Annotated in this window: 17 protein-coding genes and 1 other RNA gene; 7 read left to right on the plus strand and 11 right to left on the minus strand. The window is 70.5% G+C overall.

Annotated features, from left to right (window positions below; genetic code table 11):
* Window positions 1–102 precede the first annotated feature (102 nt).
* On the plus strand, window positions 103–756 hold the full coding sequence (locus ACWEN6_RS02015) for a response regulator transcription factor (protein ID WP_452568523.1): 654 nt from the start codon (window positions 103–105) through the stop codon (window positions 754–756).
* 68 nt (window positions 757–824) lie between these two features.
* A complete protein-coding gene (locus ACWEN6_RS02020) occupies window positions 825–1,964 on the plus strand; it encodes a HAMP domain-containing sensor histidine kinase (RefSeq protein WP_452568524.1) in 1,140 nt (379 codons plus the stop codon).
* Here the strand turns inward: ACWEN6_RS02020 and ACWEN6_RS02025 are convergent.
* The 5 genes from ACWEN6_RS02025 to ACWEN6_RS02045 all read right to left on the minus strand — a co-directional run bounded on the left by ACWEN6_RS02025 (window position 1,954) and on the right by ACWEN6_RS02045 (window position 7,391).
* Window positions 1,954–2,280 (minus strand): nuclear transport factor 2 family protein, encoded by a 327-nt coding sequence (locus ACWEN6_RS02025; protein WP_452568525.1) that lies wholly within the window; start codon window positions 2,278–2,280, stop codon window positions 1,954–1,956. The genes ACWEN6_RS02020 and ACWEN6_RS02025 overlap by 11 nt on opposite strands.
* A 143-nt stretch (window positions 2,281–2,423) precedes the next feature.
* The gene (menC, locus tag ACWEN6_RS02030) at window positions 2,424–3,530 is read right to left on the minus strand and encodes an o-succinylbenzoate synthase (protein WP_354850875.1); all 1,107 of its coding nucleotides are present in this window, start codon (window positions 3,528–3,530) and stop codon (window positions 2,424–2,426) included.
* Between the two features lie 203 nt (window positions 3,531–3,733).
* Window positions 3,734–4,591 (minus strand): GNAT family N-acetyltransferase, encoded by an 858-nt coding sequence (locus ACWEN6_RS02035; RefSeq protein WP_452568526.1) that lies wholly within the window; start codon window positions 4,589–4,591, stop codon window positions 3,734–3,736.
* Entirely contained in the window at window positions 4,588–5,727 is a 1,140-nt protein-coding gene (locus ACWEN6_RS02040; RefSeq protein ID WP_452568527.1) for a dipeptidase, read from the minus strand. Before ACWEN6_RS02040 ends, ACWEN6_RS02035 begins: the two co-directional genes overlap by 4 nt.
* A gap of 221 nt (window positions 5,728–5,948) precedes the next feature.
* A complete protein-coding gene (locus ACWEN6_RS02045) occupies window positions 5,949–7,391 on the minus strand; it encodes a flavin-containing monooxygenase (RefSeq protein WP_452568528.1) in 1,443 nt (480 codons plus the stop codon).
* A gap of 60 nt (window positions 7,392–7,451) precedes the next feature.
* Between ACWEN6_RS02045 and ACWEN6_RS02050 the strand changes: the two genes are divergently transcribed.
* The 4 genes from ACWEN6_RS02050 (at window position 7,452) to rnpB (ending at window position 10,899) form a co-directional block, all read left to right on the plus strand.
* Window positions 7,452–8,297, plus strand: a complete 846-nt coding sequence (locus ACWEN6_RS02050; RefSeq protein ID WP_452568529.1) for a Nif3-like dinuclear metal center hexameric protein — start codon at window positions 7,452–7,454, stop codon at window positions 8,295–8,297.
* Entirely contained in the window at window positions 8,298–9,038 is a 741-nt protein-coding gene (locus ACWEN6_RS02055; protein ID WP_354850890.1) for a zinc ribbon domain-containing protein, read from the plus strand.
* Window positions 9,035–10,345 (plus strand): bifunctional RNase H/acid phosphatase, encoded by a 1,311-nt coding sequence (locus tag ACWEN6_RS02060; protein ID WP_452568530.1) that lies wholly within the window; start codon window positions 9,035–9,037, stop codon window positions 10,343–10,345. Before ACWEN6_RS02055 ends, ACWEN6_RS02060 begins: the two co-directional genes overlap by 4 nt.
* A gap of 163 nt (window positions 10,346–10,508) precedes the next feature.
* An RNA gene (gene rnpB, locus ACWEN6_RS02065) (RNase P RNA component class A) lies at window positions 10,509–10,899 on the plus strand.
* Between the two features lie 442 nt (window positions 10,900–11,341).
* Here rnpB and ACWEN6_RS02070 read toward each other — a convergent pair.
* Complete coding sequence (locus ACWEN6_RS02070) at window positions 11,342–11,914, minus strand: hypothetical protein (RefSeq protein WP_452568531.1); 573 nt, start codon at window positions 11,912–11,914, stop codon at window positions 11,342–11,344.
* Between the two features lie 742 nt (window positions 11,915–12,656).
* Window positions 12,657–13,052: a hypothetical protein gene (locus tag ACWEN6_RS02075; RefSeq protein WP_354850898.1), complete on the minus strand. Its 396-nt coding sequence runs from the start codon at window positions 13,050–13,052 to the stop codon at window positions 12,657–12,659.
* A gap of 256 nt (window positions 13,053–13,308) precedes the next feature.
* Here ACWEN6_RS02075 and ACWEN6_RS02080 point away from each other — a divergent pair, with 256 nt between their 5' ends.
* Complete coding sequence (locus ACWEN6_RS02080) at window positions 13,309–14,139, plus strand: helix-turn-helix domain-containing protein (RefSeq protein WP_452568532.1); 831 nt, start codon at window positions 13,309–13,311, stop codon at window positions 14,137–14,139.
* A gap of 270 nt (window positions 14,140–14,409) precedes the next feature.
* On the opposite strand, the gene ACWEN6_RS02085 is transcribed toward ACWEN6_RS02080, so the two are convergent.
* From ACWEN6_RS02085 to ACWEN6_RS02100, 4 genes are all read right to left on the minus strand, one after another.
* Window positions 14,410–14,844 (minus strand): hypothetical protein, encoded by a 435-nt coding sequence (locus ACWEN6_RS02085; RefSeq protein WP_452568533.1) that lies wholly within the window; start codon window positions 14,842–14,844, stop codon window positions 14,410–14,412.
* 217 nt (window positions 14,845–15,061) lie between these two features.
* The gene (locus tag ACWEN6_RS02090) at window positions 15,062–16,618 is read right to left on the minus strand and encodes an acyl-CoA synthetase (RefSeq protein ID WP_452568534.1); all 1,557 of its coding nucleotides are present in this window, start codon (window positions 16,616–16,618) and stop codon (window positions 15,062–15,064) included.
* A 54-nt stretch (window positions 16,619–16,672) separates the two neighbouring features.
* Window positions 16,673–17,131, minus strand: coding sequence for a MaoC family dehydratase (locus ACWEN6_RS02095; RefSeq protein ID WP_452568535.1), 459 nt, complete (start codon window positions 17,129–17,131; stop codon window positions 16,673–16,675).
* Window positions 17,128–18,018, minus strand: coding sequence for an amidohydrolase family protein (locus ACWEN6_RS02100; protein ID WP_452568787.1), 891 nt, complete (start codon window positions 18,016–18,018; stop codon window positions 17,128–17,130). The genes ACWEN6_RS02095 and ACWEN6_RS02100 overlap by 4 nt, the downstream gene beginning before the upstream one ends.
* Window positions 18,019–18,020 lie beyond the last annotated feature (2 nt).

The raw sequence follows: 18,020 nt of genomic DNA on the forward strand, positions 1-18,020 counted from the left end.
CAAGGTTTTGTTCATGACGGCCAGCGTGGCCGGAGGCGGGTTGCGCGGCCGTGAACGGAACCGTTAACGCCGCTGTTACCCCGGTTGGGGTACGACATCGGCATGCGGGTTCTGGTGGTGGAGGACGAACGCGACCTCGCCGATCTGGTGGCGACGGGACTGCGCCGCCACGCGATGGCCGTCGACGTGGTGTACGACGGAGCCGCCGCGGCCGAACGGCTGGCGGTGCACGACTACGACGTCCTGGTGCTGGACCGGGACCTGCCGGAGACGCACGGCGACGAGGTGTGCCGCGAGCTGGTCACGCGGGGGAGCCGCACGCGGATCCTGATGATGACGGCCGCGGCGTCGGTGCCCGAGCGGGTCGAGGGCCTCGGCATGGGCGCCGACGACTACCTGCCCAAGCCGTTCGACTACGCCGAGCTGGTCGCGCGCGTGCAGGCGCTGGGACGGCGCAGCAGGTCGCCGGTCCCGCCCGTGCTGAGCCGGCACGGCATCGTGCTGGACGCCCACCGGTTGCAGGCTTCGCGGGACGGCCGCCATCTGCGCCTGTCGCTCAAGGAGTTCGCCGTCCTTGAGGTGCTGATGAGGGCCGACGGCGCGGTCGTGAGCTCCGAACGGCTGCTCGAGGAGGCCTGGGACGAGAACGCCGACCCCTTCACCACCGTCGTGCGGGTCGTGGTCAGCCGCCTGCGCGCCAAGCTGGGCGACCCGCCGTGCATCCAGACGGTCCCCGGCGCCGGATACCTGCTGTGACCGCGAACCGGCCCTGCGCCGCGGCGACGGACAGGCCGTCCGCGACGGTGACGGACGGGGCGGATGCCGTGGCGCCGGTCAGGTGGCCGGCCGCGGCGTCGGTGCGGGTGCGGGTGCGGCTCACTCTGATCTACGCGGGGCTGTTCCTGCTCACCTCGATGGTGCTGCTGGTCACGGTCAACGTGCTGCTGAGCCAGGCGCTGCGGTTGCGCTTCGCACGGATCCCCATGGCGCCGGACGCGCCGCCGGCGCCGCGGTTGGTGCCGCAGGGCGGGCCGGACCCGATCCCCGGGCTGGTGGAGGACGTGGTCGGCTACCAGTGGGAGATCACCACGCTCATGGTCGGCGCGCTGGCGCTGGTGTCGGTCATCGTCGGGTGGCTGGTCGCCGGGCGCATCCTGCGGCCCGTCCACAGGATCACCGCCACCGCCCGCCGGCTGTCGGCGTCGAACCTGCACGAACGCATCGCGCTCACCGGGCCGAAGGACGAGCTGAAGGAGCTGGCCGACACCTTCGACGCGATGCTCGACCGGCTCGAACGCTCCGTCGAGGCGCAGCGCCGGTTCATCGCCAACGCCTCCCACGAGCTGCGGACCCCGCTGGCCGTCCAGCGGGCGGCGATCGAGATAGGCCTGCCCGAGGACGTCGGCGAGATCCGCGACACCCTCCTGCTCCACAACCGCCGCTCCGAGAAGCTCATCGACGCCCTGCTGGTGCTCGCCCAGGCGGAACACGGACTGGACAGCACCGGGCCGGTCGCCCTGGACGAGGTGACGCGGATGATCGCGGCCGAGGCCGGCACCGGCGAGGTGCGCGTCACGGCGCACGTGGAGCCGCTGGTCGTCGACGGCGACCCGGTGCTGCTGACCCGGCTGGTCACCAATCTGGTCGACAACGCCGTCCGCTACAACCACCCTGGCGGAACGGTCGCGATCACGCTCTCCCAGGGAGTCCTCACCGTCCGCAACACCGGCCCCGAGGTGCCACAGGAACGTCTCGGCGACCTCTTCGCGCCCTTCCGTCGCCTGCACACGACCCGCGAACAGGGCAGCGGCCTCGGCCTGTCGATCGTCGCCTCGATCGCCAAGGCGCACGGCGCCACCGTCCGCGCCACCCCCAACCCGGACGGCGGCCTGGAACTGTCGATCTCCTTCCCGCCCGGCGGGGCCGTCACGACGGCAGGGGAGGCGGCCGGCCTCAGGCGGTGATGCGCATGAGGGAGACGCGGTCGGCCTCGACGGTGAAGGCGAAGTCGGAGGGGCCGTTGAAGCCGTCGCCGCCGACCATGGCCGACACGACCACCGTGTCGCCGTTCTGGCGCACGCCGGTGACGGTCAGGCTCACCCGCACGCCGATGAACTCCTTGTCGCTCCAGCCACGGATGGCCGCCGGGCCGCGGAACACCCGTCCCCAGTCGTCGACCGCGCCCTCCTCGGTGAAGCAGCCGAGGAAGTCCTCGATGTCGCCGGCGTTGGCCGCGTCCACCGCCCGCCGGACGGCGGGCGGAAGGGTGAAGGGCGTCATGGTCGTGCCTCCATGCTGCAAGATCGGTCCACGACGTTACTCCCCGTCACCGGGCCCTCCGACGCCCGCGGGCCGCGGCCGGACGGCGAGGCGGCGCACGTCGAACTGGACCCGCTCGCGGATCGAGCGCGGCGTGGCCGGGGTCAGACGGGGAGCCACTGTGTCGAGGTGGTGACCTCGGCGAGGACGTCCGGCAGCGGGTCCACGCCCAGGCCGGGCCCGGTGGGGACGGCCAGGTGGCCGCCGTCCAGGACGAACGGCTCGGTGACGTCGGTGGCGTAGTAGCGGCGGGAGCCGGAGGTGTCGCCGGGCAGCGTGAAGCCCGGCAGCGCGGCCAGCGCGAGGTTGGCCGCCCGGCCGAGGCCCGTCTCCAGCATGCCGCCGCACCACACCGCGACGCCGTTCGCCCGGCACAGGTCGTGGATGCGGCGGGCCTCCAGATAGCCGCCCACCCGCCCCGGCTTGACGTTTATGATCGAGCACGCGCCGAGCGAGATGGCGGCGGCGGCGTCGCGCGCCGACTCGATCGACTCGTCCAGGCAGACCGGCGTGCGCAGCCGCCGGGCCAGGGCCGCGTGCTGCACCAGGTCGTCCTCGGGCAGCGGCTGCTCGACCAGCAGCAGGCCGAACTCGTCCAGCCGGGCCAGGTGCGGGGCGTCGGCCAGGGTGTAGGCGGCGTTGGCGTCCACCTGGAGCAGCAGGTCGTCCCCGAACCGCTCGCGCACCGCCCGTACCGGTTCCACGTCCCAGCCGGGCTCGATCTTGAGCTTCACGCGCACGTAGCCCTCGTCCACGTACCCGGCCACCGCGTCGAGCAGCCGGGGGACCGAGTCCATGATGCCGACGGAGACCCCGCACGGCACCCGGTCGCGGGCGGCGCCGAGGAAGTCGGCGAACGAGGTGCCCGTGGCACGCAGCTCGGCGTCCAGCACGGCCGTCAGCAGGGCGGCCTTGGCCATGCGGTGGCCCTTGAACGGCGCCAGCGCCCGCTCGGCGGCGTGGGCGCCGGCGCCGGGCAGCGCGGCGAGCGCGGGCACCAGGAAGCGCCGCAGGACCTCGGCGGCCCCGTCGACGTACTCGGAGGAGTAGAGCGGATCGGACATCGCCACGCACTCGCCCCACCCCTCGCCCTCAGGAGTGACCACCCTGACCAGCAGCACGTCACGCTCGGTCTCGGTGCCGAACGACGTGCGGAACGGCGCGACCAGCGGCATCGCCACCCTGCGCAGCTCCACTCCAGTGATCTTCACGTGCGCTCCCTCACGTCCACACCCCCTGCGCGACGGCGCCGCGGCACGTCACGATCGTTCCACGCCGACGGCGCGGCTTCGGCGATCGCTTCCGCGATCGTGCCGCCCGTCGCGTGATCGCTTGCAGATCGTGCCGCCCGTCTCGTGATCGGTCCACGATGGTGTCCCAGGTCTCGCGGTTCGGTTCACGACGGGACCGCGCCTCACGGTCGTTCCACGATGTAGTGGCCGCCGGCGGTGAACCCGGTCACCCGGGCGCCGTCCTCCAGCAGCCCGCCGAGCACGTCGCGGACGGCGTGCCGCCATGCCCTGGCCGTCGCCGGGTCGCGGGGCCGGAGCGTCTCTATGTCCCTCGGCGTGCCCACCAGCAGCGTCCGGCCGTCCGGGGAGCCCCGCGCCGGGCGGCCGTCCTCCTCCGCCAGCGCCATCACCGCGCCGCCGGGCACGGCCACCGGCCGCGCCGCCCCCGAGCAGGCGGCCTCGACGCGCGGATCGTCCAGCGGCCACACCGCGAGCAGCCGGTCGGACTCGTCGCCGGCGTTGATGGCGTCCCCCATGGCCCCGTAGAAGGACTCCAGGTAGCGCTCCGGGCGGGCGCCGAGCTTGGTGAGGTTGAAGTGGGCGTTGCGGCGCACCAGCGGGTCGTAGGTCCAGGAGATCACGCCGAGGCCGCGCGCCAGGGCCCAGGCCCGCTGGTGGAGCTTGAGGGCGAACCCGATGCCCCGGCCGCGGGCGCAGCCGGTGACGTGGGAGTGCAGGGCCCGGCCAGAGGGGGCCGCGAAGAAGCCGACGCTCGCGCCGGCCAGCCCGCCGTCCGCGAACGCGCCGCTCACGTAGTTGCCGCTGTGGGCGAAGGCGATCAGCAGCTCGACGTTGATCGGGGCGTGGCCGGGCTCGGTCTCCCAGATGCCGTCGTACAGCTCGACGACCTGCTCGAACTCGGCGATCTCCCGCAGTTCGCGCACCTGGACGCCCGCCCGCCGGGCCGCCGCCTCGAACCGGCCGGTGGCCGCGTCGCCCCGCCCGGAGGAGGAGTCGGCGGGCATCCCGGCCTGGTTCACCGGGCGTGCTCGGAGGCGACGGCCGCCACCGGTCCGCCCTGCGGCACGGCCGCGCCCGAGGGGAGTGCCTCGCGGGCCGCCGCGGGCACGCCAGGAGCGTGCTCCGCCGGGCGGCCGAGCTCGGCGCGGAACAGCCGCATGACGTTCCCGCCGAGGATCTTGCGGATGTCCTGCTCGGCCACCCCGCGCCGGAGCAGCTCCCGCGTGACCAGCGGCATGCCCCGCGGCCCGTCCAGGCCGGGGATGGTCGCCATGGTGTCCAGCCCCGTGGTGCTGTACGACTCGCAGGGCGGGGTCACGTCCAGCAGCACCTCGCGCATGAAGTCGGGGCCGAGGCCGACGTGGTCGACGCCCGCGACGTCCGCGATGTGCAGGATGTGATCGGCGAGGCGTTCGATCGTGTACCCCTCCGGCCGGTCCGACAGGAACGCGGCCAGGAAGTTGACGCAGACCACCCCGCCGCCCGCGGCGACCGCGCGCAGCTGCTCGTCGGTCAGGTTGCGGTGGTGGTCGCGCAGCACGCGGGCGGAGGAGTGCGTCGCGATCACCGGGCGGGTGGCGATCTCCAGGACGTGCGCCACGCCGGACGCGCCCAGGTGTGAGACGTCGAACACCATGCCCAGCCGTTCCATCTCGCGCAGCACCGCGACGCCGTGGCTGGTCAGGCGGCTCTCGGTGTCGTCCTCGCCGCTGCCGTCGGCGAGCGGCGTGCGTCCCCAGTGGGCGATGGACGCCACCCGGACGCCGAGGCGGTGCAGAGTGGGCAGCAGCTCCACGCTGGCGTCCAGGCCGGGCATGCTCTCCAGGGCGATGACCAGGGCGATCTTGCCTTCGGCGAGCGCCTGGTCGATCTCGCTCCCGTCGAGGCAGACGCGCACCTCGTCGCTGTTGCCCTCGGCCAGGACGTGGGCGCACTCGATCATGCGCAGGGTCTGCCGGAGCGCGCCCTCGGGGCGGAAGTGCACGTCGATGAAGGCCGGCAGCACCTGCACGTCCACGCCGCCCTCGCGAAGCTGCGGCAGCCACTGCTCCCGGAAGAACGACGCCCACGTCCCCGGGGGCCGCGCGGAGACGGTCATCAGCAGGTCGTTGTGGGTGTCCGCCACGATGGCGTCCCGATGCAGGTCTGCGTACACGTGGATCCTCCCCGGCGCCGGCGCCGCTCCCTCGCGCTCCTCGCTCCGACGGTATACGCACGCCGGTACCACCGGTGTCCAGGGGCCGGACGAGGAGATGACCTGGGCCGGGAGGGACGGCGCCGGCCGGACGAACCTCCCCGGAGTCGCGACCGGCCGGCGGCGACCTCCCGGGCGGCGTTCGACGCCTCCCCGAATGTGCGGACAGGACCCGGCGAGGGTCACCCGAAGCGGTACGCCTCGCGGCGCGGCGCGCGGGTGATGCGGCGGTACACGGTGGTCGGCCGCGGCCAGTTGTTGGTCACCCGGCCCGCGTCGTTCTTGTACCAGCTGTGGCAGCTCGCCTGCCACACCGTGCGCTCCATGGCGGCGTCGAGCGCCCGGCGCCAGGCGTCCATGGCGGCCTGCCGGACCTCCATCGGCCCGTGCGCCCGCAGCAGCGCCAGGCAGCCCATGATGTACCGGACCTGCGACTCGATCATGAGGATGATCGAGTTGTGGCCGAGGTTGGTGTTCGGCCCGTACAGCAGGAACAGGTTGGGGAAGCGGGGCATGGCGATGCCCAGGTACGCCTCCGCGCCGCCCTTCCACGTCTCGGCCAGCCGGTGGCCGTCCCGTCCGGTGATCTCGATCGGGGCCAGGAAGTCGGTCGCGTGGAACCCGGTGGCGAAGATCAGCGTGTCGGCCTCGCGCACCCGGCCGCCGGCCGTCTCGACGCCGCCCGGGACGACCCGGGTGATCGGGTCGGTGACCAGGTCCACGTTGGCGCGGGTCAGCGCCGGGTAGAAGTCGTTGTCGATGACGATGCGCTTGCAGCCGATGGGATAGCCGGGCGTCAGCTTGGCCCGCAGCCCCGGGTCCTTCACCTGCCGCTGGAGGTGCTCCTGCGCCCGCCGGGTGACCAGGTTTCTGCTCCAGCCGTCCACCAGCGCCGGGAAGATGACGGTCTCCACGAACCGGAAGACCCGCTCGCGCTCGGCGCGCTGCAGCAACGGCACATGTTGGAAGGCCAGCCGCTCGCGTTCGCCGTACGCTCCGCCGGCCTTGGGGATCACCCAGTTCGGCGTGCGCTGGTACACGTCCAGGTGGCCGGCGACGGGGGCGATGCGCGGGATGAACTGCGCCGCCGAGGAGCCGTTGCCGATGACGGCGACGCGACGCCCGGCCAGGTCGTGCCCGTGGTCCCAGCGGGCCGAGTGGAAGCTCGTCCCCTCGAAGGTCTCCACGCCGGGTATGCCGGGCAGGCGCGGGCGGTTCAGCTGGCCCACCCCCGAGACGACCACGTCGAACGCCCGCCGCTCGCCGTCGGCCGTCGTCACCTGCCACCGGTTCGCCCGCTCGTCGTACTCCGCGGCCGTGACCTCGGTGTTCAGCCGGAGGTGGGGGCGCAGGCCGTACTTGTCGGCGCAGTGCCGCAGGTAGGCCAGCAGCTCCGGCTGGGCCGGGTAGCGCCCCGACCAGCCCCGGTGCGGCTCGAAGGAGTAGGAGTACAGGTGGGAGGGCACGTCACAGGCCGCCCCCGGGTAGGTGTTGTCGCGCCACGTGCCGCCCAGCCCGTCCGCCTTCTCGAACACCGTGAAGGTGGTGATCCCCGCCTTCCGAAGCCGGATCGCCATGCACAGCCCGCCGAAGCCGGCGCCGATGATCGCTACCGTTGGTGCCATTCGCCAGCCCTCCGGGTGTCAGGACGTACTTACGGTAGATCGTGCCGGTAGTCTGCGCACGTGTCCCCGACAGCGTTGTCCGCGATCATCGCGGAACTTGAATCGACGTATGACCCCGCTTGGGCGGAGCCCTGGGACGCTGTGGGCCTGGTTTGCGGAGACCCCGCCCAACCTGTACGGAAGATCCTGTTCGCCGTGGACCCGGTGGCGAGCGTCGCCGACGAGGCGGTGTCCTGGGGCGCCGACCTCGTCGTCACCCACCATCCGCTGTTCCTGCGCGGCACGACGACCGTGGCCGCCGACACCGCCAAAGGCGCGCTGGTCCACCGGCTGATCAAGAACGACATCGCCCTGCACACCGCCCACACCAACGCCGACGTGGCCGACCCCGGCGTCTCCGACGCCCTGGCCAGGGCCGTCGGGCTCACCGGGGCGCTGCGCCCGCTCCAGCCCTCCTCCGGCGACCCGGCCCGCGGCCTCGGGCGCGTCGGCGACCTGGCGGCGCCCACGACCCTCGGCGACTTCGCCGCCCGGGCCGCCCGGAGCCTGCCGCGCACCGCCTGGGGCCTGCGCGTCGCCGGCGACCCGTCCCGGCCGGTGCGCACGGTCGCCGTCAGCGGCGGCGCGGGCGACTCCCTGCTCGGCACGGCCGCCGCCGCGGGCGTCGACGTCTTCCTCACCGCCGATCTGCGGCACCATCCGGCCGGCGAGTTCATGGAGTCCGGGGGGTTCGCGGGCGGCCCGGCCCTGATCGACGCGGCCCACTGGGCGACCGAATGGCCCTGGCTGGGGCAGGCGGCCGGCATTCTCACGTCCGGGTTGGCCGCCAAGGGGATTAATGTGGAGACGCGCGTTTCCGCGACGGTGACGGACGCCTGGACGACAACAGCACAGTGCGAGGATTAAGTGAAAGCTGCCCCTGAAGCACAGAAGCGCCTGCTCGAGCTCGCCGAGCTCGACGCCGTCCTGGACAGGCTGGCCCATCGCCGCCGCACGCTTCCCGAGCTGGCCGAGATCGACGAGCGCGCCGCCAAGCTCGCCCGGCTCGCCACCGAGGTGATCGGCGCCGAGACCCGCGCGGGTGACCTCGCCCGCGAGCAGACCAAGGCCGAGTCCGACGTGGACGCCGTCCGGGTGCGCTCCGAGCGCGACCAGAAGCGCCTGGACTCCGGCCAGGTCTCCTCGCCCAAGGACCTGTCCAACCTGCAGTCCGAGATCGCTTCGCTGCACCGCCGCCAGGGCGACCTGGAGGACGTCGTCCTTGAGATCATGGAGCGCCGGGAGGCCGCGGAGGCCGACGTCGCCCGCCTGTCCGCCGAGCGCACCGAGATCGGCGCGGGCCTGACCACGCTGGAGGAGAAGCGCGACATCGCCCTCGCCGAGCTGGACAAGGAGAGCGGGGAGGCCAAGGGCCGGCGCGGAGGCATCACCGCCGACATCCCCGCCGACCTGCTCGCCCTGTACGAGAAGCTGCGCGGGCAGTACGGCGTCGGCGCCGCCATGCTGCACGGCGGGCGCTGCCAGGGCTGCAAGGTGTCGCTCTCGATCGCCGACCTCAACCGCATCAGGGCCGCCGCCCACGACGAGGTCGTCCGCTGCGAGGAGTGCCGCAGGATCCTGGTGCGCACGCCCGAGTCCGGCCTGTGAACCTCGTCGTCGAGGCCGACGGCGGCTCCCGCGGCAACCCCGGCCCCGCCGGGTACGGCGCGGTCGTCAAGGACACCGACGGCCAGGTGCTGGCCGAGGCCGCCGACGCCCTCGGCGTCGCCACCAACAACGTCGCCGAGTACCAGGGCCTGATCGCCGGCCTGCGGTCGGCCCTCGCGCTCGGCGGCGAGGGCGCCGCGGTCGAGGTCCGCATGGACTCCAAGCTGGTCATCGAGCAGATGGCCGGCCGGTGGAAGATCAAGCACGAGGGCCTGCGGCCGCTCGCCCGCGAGGCCGCCGCGCTGGCCGGCCGCCTGCGGGTCAGCTGGAAGTGGATCCCCCGCGAGCGCAACCGCGACGCCGACCGGCTGGCCAACGAGGCCATGGACGCCGCCGCCCAAGGCGACCGCTGGCGTCCCGGCTCCCGCACGGCGCCCCCGTCGAGCGCCCAGCCCACGACCCCGCCCGGTCTGAGCCCCACAGCACCGCCGAACCTCGCGGCCACGGCCCCGCCCGGTGCCGGGCCCACGGCCGCGTCGAGTCCCGGAACCACCACATCGCCCGGCGCGGGCGCCGTGCCGTCGAATCTGCAGACCGACCTCCAGGCCGCTCTGCACCCCGCGGCGTCGTCCGGCGTGCGGGCGACGGCATCCTCGGACGGCACGGGCAGCGGATGGATGGGCCCGGCGCGCACCGCCACGACCTTCCTGCTGCTGCGGCACGGCGAGACGCCCTTCTCCGTCGAACGCCGCTTCTCCGGCACCGGCGACCCCGAGCTGACCCCCAAGGGCGTCGCCCAGGCCGAGGCCGCCGCCGCCCGGTTGTCCCGTCCGCCGTACGAGATCGACGTGATCGTCAGCTCTCCGCTCCGGCGCGCCCAGGGCACCGCCGAGACCGTCGCCGCGCGCGCCGGCCTGAAGGTCGCCGTCGACCAGGGGCTGCGCGAGGTCGACTTCGGCGCGTGGGAGGGGCACACCTTCACCGAGATCCAGCGCCGCTGGCCCGCCGAGCTCGAGGCATGGCTCGCCGACCCGTCGGTGGCCCCGCCCGGCGGCGAGAGCTTCGACCAGGCGGCGGCACGCGTCCAGGCCGCCAAGGAACGCCTGCTGCTCGACCACAAGGGCAAGAAGGTCCTCGTCGTGTCGCACGTGACGCCCATCAAGCTGCTGCTGCGCTTCGCGCTGCTCGCGCCCTCCGCCGCGCTGTACCGCATGCACCTCGACGTCGCGTCCCTGTCCACCGTCGACTACTTCCCCGACGGCCCCGAGCTGGTCAGATCCCTCAACGACACCGCCCACCTCCGCTGACCACGGTTTCCTGACGCGCTTGCCGCCTGCCGGCGCCGTCCCGGCATGCCGCGACGACGCGGAGGCGTGGACGATCACCGCCGTGCCCGTCCCATATGGCCTGGTCGTGCTTGTCACCGGGTTGGCGGCGACTTGTGATCCGATAGAGTGGGACGACAGCGGACGAGTCGGCCGGGCGACCGCGTCGGGGCTCTCGAGCCCCGCCGAGGAAGGTCCGGGCTCCACAGGGCAAGGTGGTCGGTAACGCCGACCCGGGGTGACCCGCGGGACAGTGCCACAGAAAACAGACCGCCTCCCCTTCGCGGGAGGTAAGGGTGAAACGGTGGTGTAAGAGACCACCAGCGCCCACGGTGACGTGGGCGGCTAGGTAAACCCCACCTGGAGCAAGGTCAAGAAGGGGTCTCTTCGGAGACCCCGCGCGCGGCGTTCGAGGGTGACCCGCCCGAGTCGCGCGGGTAGACCGCTTGAGGCCACCGGCAACGGCGGCCCTAGATGGATGGTCGCCCCTTTGCGCCAGCAAAGGACAAAACCCGGCCTACAGGCCGACTCGCCCGCTGTCACCCCTCTGGCCAGCATGTTTCCACACTCCAGCAAGATCAGGGCATTCTCAGGGAGCCATCCCGGCTGGCGGGGGAGTCGTCATAGGCACAACTCGCTATCTCGCTATCCGCAGTGAGGTCGTCACAGGCTGAGTGAAAGCAGGGCGCAGCCAGGGCACATGGGCGTGACAAGCAGTGCCCAAAGATGAGAACCGACGAACGCTGAGAGATCAGCTCAACCGATCATCTGAGCAATCACCCAAGGCGCCCTCTGAACTGATCGCATCTCGATGTTCTGAGCCGCCGGGCCTCTGAATCACGGTGAGTGCGCTGCCCGGAACCTTCGAAGCCTCCACCGGAAATACGGGGCACATCACATGATTGTTTGGACGCCCTCTCGTTCGTTATGTGGATGAGCGGCGATGAGGCCGTGCGGCTCTGGGGCCGGTTCGACGACTCACACGTCGTCAGGGCCGAAGGGTGGGAAATAGGGCTCGTTGATGCGGATCACCCGAAGGTAGGGGGTCCGCGCGGCGGCGATATCGACGTCGGCCTCCGCGTACAGAACGAGCTCGGCGAGGTGATCGAGGGGTGGCAACGACCCGAAGTCGCCATGCGCCAGAGCGAGAGATCTCAGGCCCACGATGTCCTGCAGGCCCGACAAGTCCTCTACGTCTACATTCGACAAGATGAGTCGGCGGACGGAGGTTCCGCTCAACTGCTTCAGATCCACGTTGGCGGGGCCGCCCAACTGGAGCAGCTGCCACGACCGGCCCGTCAAAGGTCCCAGATCCATGCCATTCTCGTCCCACAGCAGCGCCTGCGTCACGGCCGACAGAAACCTGACGGGCTCGAACGTCCCCACCCAGTCGAAGTCGGTGGTGAGGCGGCGTCGACGCAGGATCGGAGCCGCGGGCGGGGGCGTGAGGGTGTCGGAGCCGCACAACACCCGCCGCCACACCGGGAAGAGATTGATCCAGAACTCTTCCCAGAGGTCGTCCGTGACGAACGCGCTCTCGCTACCGGTCATCGGTGCCTTCCTTGTCCCACCGCATCATCAGACGGTGCCGGCTTCCCCCTGGGCTTGCCCCTCCTACCGTGGAGACTTGACCTGAGAAGGGTCAGGCGTGAGAGATCAGACGCAGGTGGATCGGCTCATCATGACAGGCGTCATCCGCGGTATCCAGTGCGAGCGGTATGAGCGGGGAGGCATTCTGGACTATGGTGGCTCGCCCGCGATGGGGGAGGCTTTCACTACGGGGATGCTGTTGGTGGTTCCTGTTCCGGCCGTGCGGATGTGGCTGATCGACTTCGGAATCCGACGAAGCCGCAGGCGTGGTGACGGTCCCTGAGGATGACGCGGAAGCGTCGAGGGCACATTGAGGGCACATTGAGGGCACATGGCGTAGGAAGACAGTGGCGAGCACTGTCAACCAACGGCAGCGTTCTGGCAGCTCAGAAGCGATCTCCTTGATCTCGCCGCAGGTCATGGGAAGGCGGATTAGAACCGGGCGTACAAGCCGACTCGCCCGCTGTCACCCCTCTGACCAGGGCTTCAACGCCCGGGGGTGACCTCTGTTCCGCTGCTGTTCCGGTCGGCGAGTTTCATCATGCTGTCGATGGCTCCCCGTCCAAGGTCGGCATCGTCCGGGAACAGATGCCCATGGTGTCCATCGTCTCGGAGATCGCCGCATGTCCAAGGCGAGACTGGATGACCTTCGGATCGAGGTCGGCGCGGATCAAGCCTCGTTGGCTGTGTTCCTGCATGGTCGTTAGCTGATCCTCTGCACGGTGGCACCCCGTCGGATGGCGCGGGGGATCTCGGCGACGGAGTCCACGATGTCGATCAGGTGGGCGATGCTCCCGGCTGGAGCAGTGGAGCTGACGTCGACGGTGTAGGTGATCCCGGTTGACCGCCAGCTCTCGATATCGAAGCCGCCGGCTGCGGAAACGCGCACTCCCAGGAGTTCGATTCCCAGTGCGGCGGCCTCCCGGTAAAGGTCGTTGAGGACGCATCCCGCCGCCGCGAGGTGAAGGAGATGTCCTCCGGTGAAGTCCGCCCTGACGCTCACGCCCTCGGGCGTCCATCGATGAGGGAAATGCACCGCGTGCTCGTCCGTCACCTTCAGCGATCCTGCACTCACGATCACGTTGAAACGATCATCCATGATTCGGCTCCCGGCCCCTCGGGCGTACGGACGTGACGACAAGAGTCGTCCTACACGTCGCAACCTTCAACCGGCAACACAGCACTCCCTCACATGGGAACACCCGCTCATGCCGCGGGTCGCACACCTGGCACGCCTACTGCTTGATCATGTCAACCATCAACCGAGGCTGCAGTGTCGAACCACTCCCGTACGTTGCTGACCATAGATGACCGCTTTGCCATGCCTTGCCATAGAACTTCTTACTGTGTCTAGCGTGGAAAACCTGTTAGGCGAGTTCCTGCGTGCCCGACGGCAGGCGACAACCGTCGAACGGGCCGGGCTAATGCGAGGCGCGGGCAGCCGCCGCACGCCAGGGTTGCGCCGCGACGAGGTCGCAGTGCTGGCAGGAGTCAGCATCGACTACTACACGCGACTGGAGCAGGGAAGGGAACGCAGCCCCTCCGATGCTGTGCTGAACGCCTTGGCCGGAGTCTTCGGCCTTGACTACGAGGCCACAGGACACCTGCACGAGCTTGCCCGTTCTGCGCGAGGAAACTTCAGACGTACGCATGTGGCCGACCACGCCTGCCCGTCCGTTCTCCGCCTCGTGAACAACTGGGAGCATGCCCTGGCGTTTGTGGTAAGCCGCCGGTTGGACATCCTCGTCCAAAACGCCGAGACCGCAGCATTTCTTGAGGGTTTGTCCCATAGTGACAACTTGCTTCGACTGACCTTCCTCAACCCGGCGTCACGCGAATTCTTCCTCGACTGGGAACAGGAGGCACGGTTCAAGGTCGCCCATATGCGCGCTGCAGTCGGTGCAGACCTGGACGACCCATCGGTTCTCGCCCTGGTGGAGGAGCTGTCGCTCGCCAGCGAGGACTTTCGCCGAATGTGGGAAAGCCATGACATACAGGTCAAAGCGCACGAGACGGGGCGCTACCACCATCGTCGCGTCGGCGATCTGACTCTCTGGCATGCGACGTTCGCCATCGACGGTGTCCCCGGCCAGCGACTCTTTGTCGCACATGCCGAGCCCGGCACTCCATCCGACGACGCCATGGCCAGGTTGTCCGCCGGCCGGCGCGCCTATCGGGACTCATGAGCCGCGTGGCCGTCACGTTCCGGTCAGAGCGGTGACTCACGGCTGTTCCGCCGGAACGCGGAAGACCTCCGAAACCGCTGACAACCGCTGAGATGCAGAGTCCCAGCTCACAAGCGGTCGCGGTGGATTACCGCAGGTCAGAGAAGTGCTGCCGGAAGAACCCGGTCTGCAGGCCGGCTCGTCCGCTGTCGTGTGCTTCGCTCAGAGTCTGGGACGGGGCAGGGGAGGGGGCCGGCCGGCTCGTTGGGCGGGCGGCCGGCCCGGTTCACGTCAGGCCGGGATCTGCTTCTCGTTCCAGGTGTAGTAGATGTAGGTGCTGCCGGGGCCGGTCATCGTGCCGTAGATCTGCCAGAAGGTGTTGGCGCCGGGAGAGAAGTGGAGGACCTTGTCTCCGGGCCGGTCGTCCAGGAACACGCTGGTGGACCCGTCGGCGGCCCGGATGTGCGCCTCGATCGTGAAGGTCGAGGTGTCCGGGATGTCGAGGCAGATCTCGTACGTGTAGGCCGTCGGACCGGTGATGTTGTAGATACGGCCGTCCACGGCCCCCCGCTGGATGTTGGTGGGGATGTAGGTGTTCAGGACCCGGGTGTAGCCGCCCGTGGAGCAGTCGACCGCGGGGGCGGCCGCGGACGCGGGGCTGACGCCGGCGAGCATGGCGCCGAGGACGCCGGTGGTGACGGCGAGAACAGAGATGGTGCGCTTCATGCCTCTCCTCATCCGTGCAGTGACCCTCGACCAGATAGTTGAAGGCTGAACTGATTTTGGCCCGGTTGCCGTATCTGGACAAGTGGGGGGCAGAGATTGTGCATTTTCGAGTCAGGCGGGCAGTGAGGTCCCCGTAGACCCCTGGAACAGCCGACACCGGACCGAAGATCTCGATGAACAAGTTCTTCGCGGTCGGGTGCGGGGGCGTCTCCGCCTCTCAGAGAGGGGCCGGCGAGGTAGAGGGGCCGGTGTCCGGGGGTGGGAGGTCGCGCAGGCGGGGTTTCTGGATCTTTCCTGAGGCCGTCTTCGGGAGGTCGTCGGTGAGGTCGAAATAGACGGGAATCTTGTACTTGGCCAGGCGGGGACGGAGGAAGGCGCGCAGTTCGGCGGGGGTGACGCTCGCGCCGGGGCGCAGGACCACGAACGCGCGGCCGACCTCGCCCCATTCGGCGTCGGGTACGCCGAGTACCGCGGTCTCGGCGATGGCCGGATGCTCGAAGAGCGCCGCCTCGACCTCGGCCGGGTAGACGTTCTCCCCGCCTGAGATGTACATGTCCTTGAGCCGGTCCATGACGTACAGGTGGCCGTCCTGGTCGAGCACGGCGACGTCGCCGGAGCGGAACCAGTCGCCGTCGGTGAACGCCGCCGTGGTCGCCTCCGGGTCGCGCCAGTAGCCGGGGGTCACGTTCGGTCCCTGGATGAGCACCTCGCCCGGCTGTCCCGCCGCCGCGTCCATACCGTCGGGCCGGACGACCCGCACGTTGGCGAAGAACACCGGCACCCCCGCCGAGCCGACTTTGCGCACGCTCTGGTCGGCCTCGAGGAAGGTGGCGCCGGGAGCGGTCTCGGTGAGCCCGTATCCCTGGCAGAACACCAGGCCCCGTTCCTGGTAGGTGCGGATCAGCGCGGCGGGGACCGCCGCGCCCCCGGCCATGAGGTGGCGCAGCGACGACAGGTCCGCGCCGGTCCACCGGGGCGAGCGGGCGAACGCGGCGAACATCGTGGTGACCCCGAACATCCAGGTGACACCGTGCTTCTCCATGAGGTCGTAACACTCCTCCACGTCCCACGACGGCGTGATGACCGAGCGGCCGCCTTTGAGGAAGGTCGGCAGCAGGGTCTGGTCCAGGGCGGCGACGTGGAAGAGCGGCGCGCTGATCAGCGTCACCTCCTCGCTCGTGACGTCGACGCCGGACAGGAGGTTGAAACAGTTCCACACGAGGTTGCCGTGGGTGAGCATCGCCCCTTTGGGACGCCCGGTCGTGCCCGAGGTGTAGAGGATGAGCGCCGTGTCCTCCAGCCGCACAGGCGTGTCGATCGGAGTGGGCTCCCCCTCCTGGAGCCAGGTCTCGTAATGCCGTTCCCCCGGCCCGGGAGCACCGAGGGCCACGATCAGCCGGAGGGGAGCCGTGGTGCCGGGAAGGGCTCGGACGATCTCGGTGCACTCGGGCGCGTAGACCAGGACCTCGGCGCCCGAGTGGTCCAGCATGTAAGCGATCTCGGGGGCGGCCAGACGGAAGTTCAGCGGCACGAAGATCGCCCCGAGCAGGTGCGAGGCGAACATCGTCTCGACGAGGGCGAGGTGGTTGCGGCCGAGGTAGGCGACTCGGTCACCGGCCCGCACCCCGGCGGCGCGGAGCCGTGACGCCAGCCGCGTCGTCCGCTCATGGACCTCGGCGTAGGTGACGGGCCGGTCCGCGAAGACGAACGCGGTCCGGTCCGGGGTCATCAGGGCCCGGCGGGCGGGCCACCCTCCCAGTCCGGCGTTGCGCATCGGTGTTCGACCTCCTGTGAGCCTGCCAGATGAGGGAAGGCGCCCGAGCGTGGGTCAGGCGTAGTGCCGGTAGATGGCGCGGGCGACGCAGGCGGGCTTGTCCGCGCCTTCGATCTCGACGGTGCAGTCGAGCCCCATCTGCACGCCGTCGCCGGGGACGTCCTCGACCGAGGCGACGGTGGCGCCCAGGCGGATCTTGGCGCCCACCTTGACCGGGCTGGGGAAGCGGACCTTGTCCAGGCCGTAGTTGACGCTCATCTTCACGCCCTGGATGTCGAGCAGCTCGTTGAACAGCGGGATGACCAGGGACAGGGTGAGGTACCCGTGGGCGATGGGGCCGCCGAACGGCCCGCTCTTGGCCCTGTCGGGGTCGACGTGGATCCACTGGTGGTCGTCGGTGGCGTCGGCGAAGGTGTTCACGCGCTCCTGGGTGATCTCCAGCCAGCCGCTGTGGCCGAGATCCCTGCCCGCCAGCGCCTTGATCTCGTCCAGCCCGTTCGCCGTGGTGGTCATATGTCTGTCGTCCTCTCCTGGGAGCCGAGCCCGAGCAGGCGTACGGCGTTGTCCTTCAGAATCCTCGGGCGGACCTCGGGCTTGATCTCCAGCTTGGCGAAGTCGGCCAGCCAGCGGTCGGGGGTGATCACGGGGTAGTCGGAGCCGAAGAGCACCTTGTCCTTCAGCAGCGTGTTGGCGTACCGCACGAGCTGCGGGGGGAAGTACTTCGGCGACCACCCCGACAGGTCGATGTAGACGTACGGCTTGTGGGTGGCGACGGCCAGCGCCTCGTCCTGCCAGGGGAACGACGGGTGGGCCAGGATGATCCGCAGCTCGGGGAAGTCGACGGCCACGTCGTCCACCAGCATCGGGTCGCCGTACTTGAGCCGGATGCCGCCCCCGCCGGGGACGCCGGCCCCGATGCCGGTCTGCCCGGTGTGGAACAGCGCCGGGACGCCGAGTTCCTCGATCGCCTCGTACAGCGGATAGGCCACGGGGTCGTTGGGGGCGATGCCCTGGATGCTCGGGTGGAACTTGAACCCGCGCACGCCGTGCTCCGCGACCAGCCGCCGCGCCTCGCGCACGCCCGCCCTGCCCTTCCAGGGGTCGACGCTGGCGAAGGGGATCAGCACGTCGGCGTGCTCGGCGCAGCTCTCCGCGACCTCTTCGTTCGCGATGCGCGGGTGCCCGGTGGCGTGCTCGGCGTCCACGGTGAACACCACCGCGGCCATCTTCCGCTCCCGGTAGTACGCGGCCATCTCCGCGATGGTGGGCTGCCGGTGCCCGTGGGCCTTGAAGTAGTCCGCCGAGGCCCCGACCAGTTCCGGGCTCAGCGAGCCGTGCCCGTCCTTGGAGACCTCCGCGTGGGTGTGCACGTCGATCGCGACCAGCTCGGCGAGGTTCATGA

It is taken from the genome of Sphaerisporangium sp. NPDC004334 (assembly GCF_053602655.1).

Bases quoted from the DNA above. Each gene is read 5' to 3' on its own strand.
- ACWEN6_RS02045 (WP_452568528.1), bottom strand. From the start codon at position 7,391: ATGGCACCAACGGTAGCGATCATCGGCGCCGGCTTCGGCGGGCTGTGC.
- ACWEN6_RS02100 (WP_452568787.1), bottom strand. From the start codon at position 18,018: ATGAACCTCGCCGAGCTGGTCGCGATCGACGTGCACACCCACGCGGAG.
- ACWEN6_RS02015 (WP_452568523.1), top strand. From the start codon at position 103: ATGCGGGTTCTGGTGGTGGAGGACGAACGCGACCTCGCCGATCTGGTG.
- ACWEN6_RS02085 (WP_452568533.1), bottom strand. From the start codon at position 14,844: ATGAAGCGCACCATCTCTGTTCTCGCCGTCACCACCGGCGTCCTCGGC.
- ACWEN6_RS02075 (WP_354850898.1), bottom strand. From the start codon at position 13,052: ATGGATGATCGTTTCAACGTGATCGTGAGTGCAGGATCGCTGAAGGTG.
- ACWEN6_RS02025 (WP_452568525.1), bottom strand. From the start codon at position 2,280: ATGACGCCCTTCACCCTTCCGCCCGCCGTCCGGCGGGCGGTGGACGCG.
- ACWEN6_RS02090 (WP_452568534.1), bottom strand. From the start codon at position 16,618: ATGCGCAACGCCGGACTGGGAGGGTGGCCCGCCCGCCGGGCCCTGATG.
- ACWEN6_RS02095 (WP_452568535.1), bottom strand. From the start codon at position 17,131: ATGACCACCACGGCGAACGGGCTGGACGAGATCAAGGCGCTGGCGGGC.
- ACWEN6_RS02070 (WP_452568531.1), bottom strand. From the start codon at position 11,914: ATGACCGGTAGCGAGAGCGCGTTCGTCACGGACGACCTCTGGGAAGAG.